Annotated in this window: 13 protein-coding genes; 2 read left to right on the plus strand and 11 right to left on the minus strand. The window is 33.7% G+C overall.

Translation table 11 applies throughout. The features are described from left to right. Nucleotides 1-38: 38 nt before the first annotated feature. The 4 genes from rseP to BR44_RS02245 are packed head-to-tail and all read right to left on the minus strand — an operon-like array spanning nt 39 to nt 4,104. Nucleotides 39-1,313 (minus strand): RIP metalloprotease RseP, encoded by a 1,275-nt coding sequence (rseP, locus tag BR44_RS02230; protein ID WP_034550258.1) that lies wholly within the window; start codon nt 1,311-1,313, stop codon nt 39-41. Between the two features lie 12 nt (nt 1,314-1,325). After that, entirely contained in the window at nt 1,326-2,468 is a 1,143-nt protein-coding gene (locus tag BR44_RS02235) for a 1-deoxy-D-xylulose-5-phosphate reductoisomerase (protein WP_034550259.1), read from the minus strand. Between the two features lie 56 nt (nt 2,469-2,524). After that, a complete protein-coding gene (locus BR44_RS02240; protein ID WP_034550262.1) occupies nt 2,525-3,307 on the minus strand; it encodes a phosphatidate cytidylyltransferase in 783 nt (260 codons plus the stop codon). 20 nt (nt 3,308-3,327) lie between these two features. Then, nucleotides 3,328-4,104, minus strand: a complete 777-nt coding sequence (locus BR44_RS02245; RefSeq protein ID WP_034550264.1) for an undecaprenyl pyrophosphate synthase — start codon at nt 4,102-4,104, stop codon at nt 3,328-3,330. Between the two features lie 214 nt (nt 4,105-4,318). On the opposite strand from BR44_RS02245, the gene BR44_RS11445 reads away from it, so the two are divergent. Then, entirely contained in the window at nt 4,319-4,462 is a 144-nt protein-coding gene (locus tag BR44_RS11445) for a hypothetical protein (protein WP_156954869.1), read from the plus strand. Nucleotides 4,463-4,532: 70 nt separating this feature from the next. Here the strand turns inward: BR44_RS11445 and frr are convergent, their stop codons facing one another. From frr to BR44_RS02275, 6 genes are all read right to left on the minus strand, one after another. Further along, the gene (gene frr / locus BR44_RS02250; protein WP_034550266.1) at nt 4,533-5,090 is read right to left on the minus strand and encodes a ribosome recycling factor; all 558 of its coding nucleotides are present in this window, start codon (nt 5,088-5,090) and stop codon (nt 4,533-4,535) included. Further along, a complete protein-coding gene (gene pyrH, locus BR44_RS02255; RefSeq protein ID WP_034550268.1) occupies nt 5,090-5,815 on the minus strand; it encodes a UMP kinase in 726 nt (241 codons plus the stop codon). Before pyrH ends, frr begins: the two co-directional genes overlap by 1 nt. Nucleotides 5,816-6,000: 185 nt before the next feature. Beyond that, complete coding sequence (tsf, locus tag BR44_RS02260) at nt 6,001-6,882, minus strand: translation elongation factor Ts (protein ID WP_034550270.1); 882 nt, start codon at nt 6,880-6,882, stop codon at nt 6,001-6,003. A 130-nt stretch (nt 6,883-7,012) separates the two neighbouring features. Next, nucleotides 7,013-7,801, minus strand: a complete 789-nt coding sequence (gene rpsB / locus BR44_RS02265; protein ID WP_034550272.1) for a 30S ribosomal protein S2 — start codon at nt 7,799-7,801, stop codon at nt 7,013-7,015. Nucleotides 7,802-8,002: 201 nt separating this feature from the next. Further along, a complete protein-coding gene (locus BR44_RS02270; protein WP_034550274.1) occupies nt 8,003-8,329 on the minus strand; it encodes a DsrE family protein in 327 nt (108 codons plus the stop codon). 39 nt (nt 8,330-8,368) lie between these two features. After that, nucleotides 8,369-11,596 (minus strand): DEAD/DEAH box helicase, encoded by a 3,228-nt coding sequence (locus tag BR44_RS02275; RefSeq protein WP_034550276.1) that lies wholly within the window; start codon nt 11,594-11,596, stop codon nt 8,369-8,371. Nucleotides 11,597-11,870: 274 nt separating this feature from the next. Here BR44_RS02275 and BR44_RS02280 point away from each other — a divergent pair, with 274 nt between their 5' ends. Further along, on the plus strand, nt 11,871-12,494 hold the full coding sequence (locus BR44_RS02280) for a lysophospholipid acyltransferase family protein (protein WP_034550278.1): 624 nt from the start codon (nt 11,871-11,873) through the stop codon (nt 12,492-12,494). A gap of 362 nt (nt 12,495-12,856) precedes the next feature. Here BR44_RS02280 and BR44_RS02285 read toward each other — a convergent pair whose 3' ends face one another. Further along, the gene (locus BR44_RS02285; RefSeq protein WP_034550280.1) at nt 12,857-13,093 is read right to left on the minus strand and encodes a YneF family protein; all 237 of its coding nucleotides are present in this window, start codon (nt 13,091-13,093) and stop codon (nt 12,857-12,859) included. Between the last annotated feature and the right edge of the window lie 18 nt (nt 13,094-13,111).

Here is a 13,111-nt window from a genome sequence, read left to right on the forward strand (position 1 = left end):
AGTATTTAAGATGTAGTATTTTATTTATATACTTTTTTCTATTTCAAAAAGTAGGTTTGAATATCATTCCATGTTACTAGGACCATTAATATGAGTAATAATCCTACTCCAATTAATGTGATAATTCCCTCTTTTTCTTGGCTTAAGGGTTTCCCTCTAATTCCTTCAATACTATTTAATAGCAATTTACCACCATCTAAAGCTGGTACGGGTAAAAGATTAATAATTCCCAAATTGATACTTAAAATGCCCATCCAATTCAATACTCCAATGTAGCCTGTTTTAACAACGGCTTCAGTCGTCGCATAGATAGCTACTGGACCACCAAACATATCAACCGAAAATCCTTTAGTAAAAATAGAGCCTAACGCAGTCAATATCTGTACAATTACCATCCATGTGTACGTAAAGCCAAACAACAGTTTAGCCATAAAAGATGTTTCGATAGGAGCTTGTACCCCTATCATACCAATTTTTGAACCGTCATTTCCTTTTACCGCTTCAGGGATGACGACAATTTTCTTTTCAGAATTGCCAGTTGATTTTACAGTAAACATCAATGATTGATCAGGACTTTTTTGAATAACTTTTACTATTTCTTTCCAACTATCCATCGGTTGATCATTGATTGCAACAACCTGATCTCCTTCTGATAAGCCCGCTTCATAAGCTGGCTTATTATCTACGATTGATCCTAATTTATTTTCATCACTGACCACTCCTCCTTGTAAAAAAGCCATTAGAGTAAACGTGATAATAGCTAAAATAATATTATTCATAGGACCAGCAAAGTTAGTCATCATTCTTTGAGGTAGACTTGCTGCCTGGAATTGAACATCAAGTGGAGCAATTTGAACTTCTGTTCCGTCTTCTTCAATTAAGAGAGCGTTTCGTTTTACTGGGTAACGAACCAGTTGATTCTCATTACCAGAAAGGTAGCCTTCTATATATAAATCGTTCTCTAAATCGATAGCACTAACTTGTATAGGGACAACTTCAAGTAATTGTTTTTTCTTGAAAGTATTGATTGTTGTTACTTCATCCTTTTCGTCTAATAGGATTCCTACAGACATACCTGGTTTAATTTCTGTTTCTTCTTCATAACCGGCCATTCTGACGTAACCGCCGATTGGCAGAATACGTATAGTAAAAGTGGTCTCATTTTTGCGATAAGAAAAAATCTTTGGCCCAAAACCAATAGCAAATTCTCTAACTAATATCCCCGCTTTTTTTGCAAAATAGTAATGTCCAAATTCATGAAAAATGACTAACACACTAAAAACGAATATGAAGGTAATAATTGTTGTAACCATTCTATCTCTCCTTTAAATCCAACTCAAAACTTTTTCCCGAGTATCCTTATCGACTTCTAAAAGAATAGCGAGATCCGGTTTTTGTAGTTCTTTTTCTTGGTAAACAGCTTTATAGACTAATCTTTCAATGTCTAAAAAAGATATTTTTTTTTGAATAAATGCCTTTACAGCTATTTCATTCGCTGCATTCATAACTGTTGGAGCTGTTCCACCTATTCTTCCAGTATCAAAGGCTAATTGCAATAAAGGAAATCGTTGAAAATCCATTTCTTCAAAATGTAACTGTCCAATCGCTGCTAAGTCAAAGAAATGAGGTTCTTTAATTGGCATACGCTCAGGAAAACCCAAAGCATATTGAATGGGTTCTCGCATATCGCTAGCACCGAGTTGAGCTTTGATTGTTCCATCAACAAATTGTACCAAAGAATGTACAATGCTTTCACGATGTAAAAGAATCTTAATTTTATCATAATCCATATCAAATAACCACCGGGCTTCTATGACCTCTAACCCCTTATTCATCATTGAGGCTGAATCGACAGTAATTTTTTCCCCCATTGACCAATTTGGATGATTCAAAGCATCTGCAACACTCACATTAGCTAAATCAGCTCTCGAATAATCACGAAAACTTCCACCCGATGCTGTAATAAGTAATTGACTAACATGGTTAATATTTTCACCTTGTAAACACTGAAAAATTGCAGAATGCTCACTGTCTAAAGGGAAGATTTTTACATTTTTTTTTGATGCTAACCCCATTACTAAGTCTCCAGCTATGACGAGAGTTTCTTTATTAGCGAGTGCTATTTCTTTCCCTGCTTCTATTGCTGTTAACGTTGGTACCAAACCAATACTTCCCATTAAAGCTGTTACAACTGTATCTACTTCTTCTATCACAACTAATTCAGACAATCCTTCTTCTTCGTATGTAAACCGAACTTTAGGATAATCTAATTTTAAACGCTGAGCCATTTCTTGCGATTTAACCGCTACTACTTTTGGTTTTAATAATTCAATCAATTTTCTTCCTTTTCTTTCATTTTCATGAAAAGAAAAGGCCACTATTTCAAATAAATTAGGATAAGATTGAACAACTTGAATCGTATTCGTTCCAACTGAGCCAGTAGCACCTAATAAACAAATTTTTTTCATGATAACAAAGCAATTACCTTTAGAAAGATAATGACTTCTTCACTTCCTTTCATGAATTAAACTAATGTCAGTAAATATAATACTGGCATTGCAAATAAAATACTGTCAAAACGATCAAGAATACCTCCGTGACCGGGTAGTATCTTTCCAGAATCTTTTACTTGATAATGGCGTTTTAAAGCTGATTCAACTAAGTCACCTAATTGACCGGAAACTGAAATCAGGATTGCCAATATAACCGTCATTCCAAATGAAAAATCTAATGGAAAAACAAAAAAATAAATAGTCGCCACAACAAGTGCGCTAAAAACGCCACCTAATGAGCCTTCAATTGTTTTATTTGGACTAATGTGTGGCGCAAGTTTATTCTTACCAAACTTACGACCTACTAAGTAAGCACCTATATCCGTTGCCCAAACAATAAATAAAGCTAACAACAACAACCCCAACCCTTCAAAACGGATGAGTAGAAAGTACTTAAATCCAAACCCAATATAGATAGATCCTAAAATGGCCATAGCTGCGTCATCAAAGTTAAATTTGTTTTTTGAAAATACAGTCGAAACTAACAAAAGTAATACACAAATATAGAATAACATATTTGCTGAATACAACGTCCCTAATATTCCTTGCTTTGAAGGAATTAATATAAGCAATAGTGCGATACTAGCTATTAGGCCTTCCACAGATAACAACGAATGTCCTTTCATTCTAAATAGCTCAAATAAAGCAATAAGACTCAATATAGCTAATGCGGTCGTTAAAATAACAGATCCCATATATACAATAGGTACAAACACGATTAAAGAAAGTATTGCTGTGATAATTCTTTGTTTCACTAATTATTCCCTCCTAGATATTATAATCCACCAAAACGTCTGTGTCTTTTTTGATACACGGCAATGGCATTTTCTAATGATTGTTCATTAAAGTCTGGCCAAAGTTCTTTTGTGAAATAAAATTCACTATAAGCATTTTGCCAGAGCAAAAAATTACTAATTCTTTCTTCTCCACTTGTTCGAATCAGATAATCAACTTCTTGATTATCACCTAATGATGCCGTCATCAACTGTGATTCAAAAATAGCTTCATCTATTTCTTCTAACTTTAAAGTATTGTCTTTCACCAATTTCGCTATTTTTTTAGTAGCTTCAAGCATCTCACTTCGACTGCCGTAATTTAATGCGAAATTCAATATCATGCCAGTATTGTTTTTTGTATCTTCAATAGCTTTCGTGACAGCTTTCTTCGTGTGTAACGGTAACTGATCAGTAAATCCAATAACCTGAACTTTAATATTTTCTTTAATTAATTCAGGTACAAATGTATCGAAAAAGTCTACTGGTAATTGCATCAGAAAATTCACTTCTGGATCAGGTCGTCTCCAATTTTCAGTCGAAAAGGCATATAAAGTTAAAACGTTAACGCCAATCTGGCTGGATCGTCTTGTGATTTTTTTGACTGTGTTCATACCTTCTTTATGTCCTGCAATTCGAGGTAAAAATTTTTTTTGAGCCCAACGTCCATTTCCATCCATTATAATTGCGATATGAGAAGGTACCTCGTCCATTTCATCAAAAGGACGTGAAGCAATTTTATTTTCTTTTTGTTTCTTTTTTTTAAAAAAATTTATCATTTAAACTTCTCCAATCCATTCATCGACTTATACCATTGTATCAAAATCTATTATAAATGCCTATAATAAATAAACATCTTAAGAGATTCCTAGATATTTAAACAAACAAGTAAACAATGAGTATCAGATGATATGATAAAAAAATTTTTAACCTCCAGAAATCATAAAGTTATTTATTTTTTTAAAAAAATGGTATACTTTTTTTAAATTCAAAGTGGCAGACCAACGAACTGAAAGGATGATTAAAATGAGTAAGCTAATCAAACGAATGCTAGTCAGTTTTATAGTATCTTATGTAGCCGCACGAGTAACCAGTTTCTTGCTAAAAGAAGAAAAAACTGAACCAACTAATAAATAATTACAAAAAACAAAACACCTCATCAACCTTCAACAAGGTCGATGAGGTGTTTTTATTCAAAATCTATACATTAAACATCTAACAATTCTTTCTCTTTTTCAGAAGCAATAGCGTCAACATTTTTAATACTTTCATCTGTCAACTTTTGAATATCTTCTTCATAAGAATGAACGTCATCAGATGTTAATTCTTTATTTTTTTCAGATTTTTTCAATTCATCAATTGCCTCACGTCTGATATTACGAACAGAAACTTTTGAATTTTCAGCTTCTTTGCCAACTTGTTTAGCTAATTCTTTACGTCTATCTTCTGTTAACTGAGGAATAACTAGACGTATAACGTTGCCATCGTTGTTAGGATTGATTCCAATATCACTTTGCATAAGAACTTTTTCAATATCCTTAAGGACAGTTTTATCAAACGGAGTAATCATCAACACACGTGCTTCCGGAATAGAGATTTGTGCAATTTGATTCAAAGGAGTTGGAGCTCCATAATAAATAATTTGAATGCGATCTAATAGCGCAGGATTTGCACGTCCTGCTCGAATAGTTCCTAATTCACGTTGGAAAGCTTGCTCTGCTTTCAACATTTTTTCTTTTGTCTCTTTTAATAATTCTATACTCATTATCTTTTCCCCCTAACGGTAGTCCCAATCGTTTCTCCTAAAACAACTCGTTTAATATTCCCAGGTTCATTAAGATTAAAGACAACTAAAGGTATATTGTTATCCATACTTAATGAACTTGCTGTTGAATCCATGACTTGAAGACCTTTATTAATGATATCTAAGTGCGTTAACTCGTCATATTTAATAGCTGAGCTATCTATTTTGGGATCTGCTGAATATACACCATCAACATTATTTTTTGCCATTAATATCACATCGGCACCAATTTCAGCTGCACGTAAGGCTGCGGTTGTATCTGTAGAGAAATAAGGGTTTCCAGTACCGCCTGCGAAAATAACCACACGGCCTTTTTCCAGATGTCTTTCAGCTTTACGACGAATATAAGGTTCAGCAATTTGTCGCATTTCAATAGATGTTTGGACTCTTGTTGGAACTCCAACATTTTCGAGACAATCTTGTAATGCTAAAGCATTCATAACGGTTGCTAACATCCCCATATAGTCTGCTTGAGCTCTTTCCATTCCCATTTCAGAACCGACTTGACCACGCCAGATATTTCCGCCACCAACAACTATTGCAATTTCTATACCTAATTCCTTTACTTCTTTTATTTCTTTACATATATTATTGATAACTGGCGGTTGAATGCCAAATCCTGTATCTCCAGCTAAGGCTTCTCCACTAACTTTTAAGATAACACGTTTGTATTTCGGTTCAATCATTTTTTCCCCTCCATTGACTCTTACACACTTTGTTTAGTCTACCATATTTCATAAAAAACTTCATTTGTAATCTATAATAATTAAATTTATTTTTTACTAACAAATTTATTTTTGTCCATGATGTAAAACGATTAAGTGGCATAAAAAAAAGGGAACACATCTAAAATGTGCTCCTTTTTTTCATTTTATTTGTTTACTTGATTCATAACTTCTTCTGCAAAGTTTTCTTCACGTTTTTGGATACCTTCTCCAACTTCGAAACGAACAAATGATTTTACTGAAGCGCCTTTAGAAGCTATATATTTGCCTACTGTCATATCTGGATCTTTAACAAAAGGTTGATCTACTAAGCAAATTTCAGCTAGATATTTATTCAAACGACCAACAATCATTTTCTCAACGATGTTAGCAGGTTTGCCTTCATTTAAAGCTTGTTCTGTTAGTACTTTAGTTTCATGATCAATTTCTTCTTGAGAAACTTGCTCGCGAGAAACATATTTAGGATTGATAGCAGCAATATGCATTGCAATATCGCGCGCTAATTCTTCGTCTTTTGTACCTTCAAGAACTGCTAAAACTGCAATGCGGCCACCCATGTGAGTATATGCGCCAAATGCATCTTCATCAGTTTTTTCAACACGTGAAAAACGACGCAATCCAATTTTTTCACCAATCTTAGTCGTTGCTGAAAGAATTTCAGATTCAACTGTTCCGTCTCCTGCTTCTAATTTCTGAGCATCTTCAAGAGTTGAAGGATTTCCTTTAGCAATAGTTTCAGTAACGTCTTTAACTAATTTTTGGAATTGCTCATTTTTTGAAACGAAATCTGTTTCAGAGTTAATTTCGGTAATTGAACCTACGTTACCTGCAACAAATACTCCTGCTAATCCTTCGGCAGCAATACGGTCAGCTTTTTTAGCTGCTTTCGCCATACCAGTTTCTCTTAAATAATCTACTGCAGCTTCAATATCTCCATCAACAGCTACTAAAGCTCTTTTTGAATCCATCATACCAACGCCTGTCATATCGCGTAATTCTTTAACTAACTTAGCTGTTACTTGTGCCATTATACTATTCCTCCTAATAAATTCTTATACTTTATAAAAAAAGCTGTCTCCGCTAAATTGAAATGATGCCGCTTCGTGTAAAGTCGCTTCTCACTTCTCCTTTTGCTCGAGACAGCCGTTGTTTATTTAATTATTCAGCGTTATTGCCTTCAACAACTTCAACAATTTCTTCAATTGATGCAGTTTCAGCAACTACAGGAGCTTCAGCTGTAAAAGTTTCTTCAACAACTTCGTCTTCTCCTTGATTTCCTTCAATCATAGCATCTGCCATTTTTGAAGTAATCAATTTAACGGCGCGAATTGCGTCATCATTTGATGGGATGATTACATCAATCTCATCAGGATCACAGTTTGTATCAACCATTGCTACGATAGGAATGTTTAATTTGTGAGCTTCTTGGATTGCAATACGTTCTTTACGTGGGTCAACAACGAACATAACGTCTGGAATTCTAGGCATATCTTCAATTCCACCTAAGAATTTTTCTAAACGATCGCGTTGTTTTAACAAGATTCCAACTTCTTTTTTAGGAAGAACTTCAAAAGTTCCGTCTGCTTCCATTTTGTTAATTTCTTTTAGACGTTTAATACGTTTTTGGATTGTATCCCAGTTTGTTAATGTTCCGCCTAACCAACGGTGGTTTACGTAGAATTGACCTGAACGGATTGCTTCTTCTTTAATTGCTTCTTGAGCTTGTTTTTTTGTACCTACGAATAGAGCGATTCCGCCGTTCTCAGATACTTCTTTCATGTATGTGTATGCAGTATCAGCTAACTTAACCGTTTTTTGTAAGTCGATGATGTAGATACCGTTTCTTTCTGTAAAGATAAAACGTTTCATTTTCGGGTTCCAACGACGTGTTTGGTGACCGAAATGCACGCCTGCTTCAAGCAATTGTTTCATTGAGATTACTGCCATGATTTGTTTCCTCCATTGGTTTTATTTTTTCCTCCCCCAAGTTCAACTGTAAGGAGACTTGAATGCTCAAGCACCGTCCTTTACATCCGCTGGGGTGTGAAATTATTTGGTATTTTAATACCATTTATTATTATACGGTTTATTACTAAATAAATCAAGTGAAAAGAACAATATATTCAATTTCTTGAAAAATGTTCTTTTTCACGGTTTGACATACGCTGCTCCAGCATGTTGCTGTTCAATAATCTCTAAAATACCTGAAGAAACAATTGTTACCGCTGAGTTTAATTGCTCTCTTTTAATACTGTGTCCCTGCATAGAATTATTACAAGCTACAAATAAGATGTTTTGCTGCACAAAAGCCTCAACTGTTTCTGCAATTTCAGGATTTAAATAGCCTTTTATAGCTGAACCATTAACTACTACTTCAATCTCAAAATAGACTTGTTCTTTTTTGAGATTGCGTATGTTCCCTAGTACTGTTGACCATTTCTCTTCTTCATCAATATGAATGACAACTTTTCTCATACAGCATCTACCTATCTTTTTAGTCATCTGGTTGCATTTTTAGTTTCCAATACTTAATATTTCACGAATATCTGCTTCTGTTAACTGAGTCAATGATTGTTGTTCTTTGCCTTCAGAAGTAATCACTTGATCAAACAATGCTTTTTTCTCTTGTTGCATTGAATTAATTTTTTCTTCTATCGTTCCTTCCGCAATTAGGCGCCATACCTCGACAACTTTCTTTTGACCTAAGCGATGAGCACGTCCTGCTGCTTGCTCTTCTACTGCGGGATTCCACCATAAGTCATATAAAATGACGGTATCGGCTCCCGTTAAGTTTAAGCCTGTCCCACCGGCTTTCAATGAGATAAGGAAAATTTCTTTTTCTCCATCATTGAAACGGTTGACCATCTCTAAACGATCTTTAGGTTTTGTTTGTCCACTTAAATAAAAAGTGTCTATTCCTTCAGCAGCGAGTTCTCGTTCAATGATTGATAACATAGAAGTAAATTGAGAAAAAATCAGTACGCGCTTTTTGCTTTCTTTTGCTGTTTCTAACAATTCTTTTAATTGCTCTAATTTTCCTGATTCTCCTTGATAATCATCTAAGAATAAACGAGGATCACAACAAATTTGACGTAATCTAGTCAGGCCTGAAAGTATCTCGATTCTATTTTTTCTAAAATCATCTCCTGACATTTTCTGTACACTTTCTTGTATTCTTTGCAGATAAGCTAAATAAACTGTTTTCTGTTCTTTTGTCATTGAACTATAAAGATTAGTTTCTATTTTATCTGGTAATTCTTTTAATACATCCTTTTTGAGTCTTCTCAGCACAAATGGTCGAATCATCTTGGAAACTTGTTCATAAGGTAAAGTCTTAAATTGTTTAATGGTTGGGAAAAAACCTGGCATAATTAATTGGAAAATTGCCCATAGTTCTTCTATTTTATTCTCAATCGGAGTTCCACTTAACGCAAATCTTTTTTTGATGCTTAATCCTCTAAGCGCTTGAGCTGTTTTAGTATGATAATTTTTCACCATTTGTGATTCATCCAGCACTAATAAACTGAACTCTTGTTTTTTATAAATATCCGCATCCTGTCTAAAACTTGGATAAGAGGTGATTAATACTTGATTTTTCTTTACAGATTGGATAATAGTCATTCTTTCTTCAGCTGTGCCTGCAACAACAAAATTTTCAACAGAAGGTGCAAATTTTATTAATTCATGATTCCAGTTGTAGATTAAAGAAGCTGGCGCTACAATTAAAAATGGACTATTTTCTTTTTTCTCTTCAATTTCAGACAAGATATAAGTAATCACTTGGATGGTTTTCCCAAGCCCCATGTCATCAGCGAGGATACCCCCAAAACCATATTTAGAAAGCATTTTAAGCCATTTAAATCCGACTACTTGATACGCTCTTAAATCGGCATTAAGATTTTTTGGTAAGTCCACCTCAAATTGATCTGGAAAATTTAAATCTTCAATTAAATTTTGAAACTTTCTAGACAATGTCTGTTTATTTTTTTCTTCTAGACCGAATTTTTCATGTAGCTCTAAACCACGGTAACTAGGTAAACTTATTTTACCGTTTTGAAAACTTTTCGATACACGTAATTCAGTAAGAACGTCACTAATTTGTCTGAATTTTTCAGTTTCTAAATCAATTATCGTCCCATTGTCTAATTTATGAAAAGATTTATTTTCACTTAAACTTTTCAAGACGCTATCAATTTCTTCTGGAGTAATCCCTCCGATATCAAACCGTATATCTAATAAGGAACCATCGTTTTGGACATCAATATTGGTTTCTGGATCGATTTGATCTAGAAACATGCTATCTAATAAATCATCTACATAAACTGTTGCATCTAATTCTAAAGTTGGAATCTCTTTAGTAAATAAAGTATAAAAATCATCATCTCTCACCATACGCTTTGCATAAGTTTTTTTTGTGCGGTGATACTCAAACTCTTTCAGGCGATTTAATACGTTCATTTCTTGTTGACTATCACGAATAATCTGGACGCCAGGATCTGGCAAATGATTTTCTTCGACATTCGTGGATAAGACTAGTTGCTTATAATTAAATTCAACTGTTGCATGAACAGTATCTTTATCGTACTTAAAATAGATAGTTGTCTTTAAAGGCTCTTGAATAAAAGAATTTTTAAGTTCCTCGTCAACGCTCACTTCACCGATTTTAGTCAACAATGGCATTACATATGCAGTGAAATCGGGCATATTTTCAGGTTTTATTTCAATATTGTTCCCATCGTAACGTTCTAGGAAGTAATCCAATGGCTGACTAGCTCGCATTTGTTCCTTAGAAGGTTGGAAAATAACATTAGATGAAACGAACCACTGGTACTCATCTAAGTATGCATCCACTAAATTTAAAATATCTAAGGTAATTGATTTATTTTTTTGAAATAATTCAAATGAGATTGGCAATTGATTCTCTACAAATATAACTTTTTTATATTTATCTTTACCATTAATGAATTGAAGATTGCCACTATCTTGTAACAGCTGTATCGTAACCTCTGCCAGAATAGGCATTAATATTAAATATCTTTTATTATTAGTCAATAGAACAGTCTCTTTTTGGTTGCCTACCATTAATTGATTAGAATGTAATTGTTTCTGAAGTAAATCCATAATTTCTTGATCTTCTTTAGTTAAATGAACTTGCTTGAAATCAATCGTTTGATTTGATTTAAGATTAAAAACACTTTGTGCCAAATAACTTTCAAAAAAAGCTGGTAAGTCTTTGACAATATACAGTTTCTCAACTCCAACTCGAATACTAAGTGCTAGAACCTCTGTTTTCGAACGTACCAGCGCCGTACTTAACGGTTTCATTTCTATCTTGTATTCAAATTCTAGCGTACGCTCTTTGCCAGAGGTCGAAAGTGATTCTCTATGCTCATTTAAGAAAATACGAGTAAAGGATTCGGTCAATTCTTGTCCTGGACTAGGTGAATCTGTAGCCACTTCTTTTGCATTGTCTTTTGTCATTACGCGACTAATTCCTCTGTCTCGTAATTCCAACTCAACAGCTACAGTATGTTTACAATAGCCATGTTCCTGCCAATACACACATTCGCAAAAATCTTCTTCTTTAGTTGTGCCGTCTAATTCAATTCGATACCTTTGGTCTCCCATAACTTCAGCGTTCCAAACTTTTTTTTCTAAGTTTGAATTAACTGAAAGAACTCGTTTATCAGCAACATATTTTCTTCCTTGATCAATAATCCGTTCCGGAATACTCCACTTCATTCAACGTTCCCCTACTTTCATACGTTTTACCTATTTTCATCTCGAATTTTTCTATCTCTCCATTGTACGTCATTCTCAAACAAAAAGAAAACTATTTCATTTTTAATAAATAGAATTTTACTTCAGGTTAAATGAGTTCTAAACAGATACCAATAATTATTTAGATTTTTTATTTTGTGTAATTCAAAAAAGCTTGCTAAAATAGTCTATCTCGTCCATAATTATATCATTATTATAGAATTTTAGTTTGTAAATTATGAAAGGTTGAGGTCTATTGTTTTTCAGAATATTACGCCGCACAATTAGTTTTTTATTATTGCTTTTAAACGGCAATGCACATTATCAAAACAGAGCAAAATTGCCTAAGGAAGGTTCATTTATATTAGTAGCTCCTCATCGAACTTGGATTGATCCAGTTTATCTTGCTATCGCTGCTAAACCACATGAATTTGCATTTATGGCAAAAAAAGAATTATTTAAGAACCCTGTTTTGTCTTGGGTCATTCGACATGCACATGCTTTTCCAGTCGACCGAAAAAATCCAGGACCGAGTGCAATAAAGGTACCCGTTAAAATTTTAAAAGAGGGCCAGTTAAATTTGGTTATCTTCCCAACTGGAACTAGACATTCTTCTGAATTAAAGGGTGGGGCAGCAACTATCGCTAAATTAAGTGGTGTTCCAATTATACCCGCCGTTTATCAAGGCCCATTAACACTAACTGATTTAATTAAACGAAAGAGAGTAACAGTACGTTTTGGTGATGCTATCACAATAGATAAAAGCACAAAATTAACAAAAGAAAGACTAAAAGAAATTGAATTAGAAATACAGCAATCCTTCAATCGACTAGACTACGAAATTGATCCGACCTATGTTTACAAAATCACTCCGGAATAATATAAAAAAAGCTGTTTAAACAAAAAACAGCTTTTTTAATTTACTCCTCCACTATTTTAAAGTTGGTATATTTCATAATAAGCCCCATTTTGGCTAAGTAGCTCATCATGTGTGCCTCATTCTATAATTCCACCATGATCTATTACAAGAATCATATTAGCATCACGAATCGTTGAAAAACCAGGTACAATAGCTAATGTCGTTTGCCTTTTACGCATTCTTTTAAGACCTTCTTGTTTAAAAAGCCAATTTTTTGTAAACTTCCACTATCTGGTTTTATTAAAAAAATTTTTTAATAAAAAAAGCAAACAGAGATATCCTGCTCGCAAAATTTAAAAAATAAGTGTAATACTAAGTATTGCTTATTTTTTTTTATTTTTTTTTTCTGATTGAACTTTCATAGAAGCCATCATTTGTCTAATTTTCTTTTCAGATGGTTTTTGACCCATTTGCATCATCAACATACGTAATGTATCTTCGTTGATAGGTGGATTTTTTTTGAAATAATCCATCATATATTTTTTTGCTAGGAAAAATCCACCAACTAAACCGGCAATTAATGCAACAACTATTAAAAGAATTGCTAAACCTGTATTCATTTATACTCACTCCTTTCA

This window comes from Carnobacterium funditum DSM 5970, assembly GCF_000744185.1.
Lineage (GTDB): Bacteria > Bacillota > Bacilli > Lactobacillales > Carnobacteriaceae > Carnobacterium_A > Carnobacterium_A funditum.

What these genes read in the sequence shown, in the direction of transcription:
- rseP (WP_034550258.1), bottom strand. Translation starts at nt 1,313, where the DNA reads ATGGTTACAACAATTATTACCTTCATATTCGTTTTTAGTGTGTTAGTC.
- BR44_RS02235 (WP_034550259.1), bottom strand. Translation starts at nt 2,468, where the DNA reads ATGAAAAAAATTTGTTTATTAGGTGCTACTGGCTCAGTTGGAACGAAT.
- BR44_RS02245 (WP_034550264.1), bottom strand. Translation starts at nt 4,104, where the DNA reads ATGATAAATTTTTTTAAAAAAAAGAAACAAAAAGAAAATAAAATTGCT.
- frr (WP_034550266.1), bottom strand. Translation starts at nt 5,090, where the DNA reads ATGAGTATAGAATTATTAAAAGAGACAAAAGAAAAAATGTTGAAAGCA.
- pyrH (WP_034550268.1), bottom strand. Translation starts at nt 5,815, where the DNA reads ATGATTGAACCGAAATACAAACGTGTTATCTTAAAAGTTAGTGGAGAA.
- tsf (WP_034550270.1), bottom strand. Translation starts at nt 6,882, where the DNA reads ATGGCACAAGTAACAGCTAAGTTAGTTAAAGAATTACGCGATATGACA.
- rpsB (WP_034550272.1), bottom strand. Translation starts at nt 7,801, where the DNA reads ATGGCAGTAATCTCAATGAAACAATTGCTTGAAGCAGGCGTGCATTTC.
- BR44_RS02270 (WP_034550274.1), bottom strand. Translation starts at nt 8,329, where the DNA reads ATGAGAAAAGTTGTCATTCATATTGATGAAGAAGAGAAATGGTCAACA.
- BR44_RS02275 (WP_034550276.1), bottom strand. Translation starts at nt 11,596, where the DNA reads ATGAAGTGGAGTATTCCGGAACGGATTATTGATCAAGGAAGAAAATAT.
- BR44_RS02285 (WP_034550280.1), bottom strand. Translation starts at nt 13,093, where the DNA reads ATGAATACAGGTTTAGCAATTCTTTTAATAGTTGTTGCATTAATTGCC.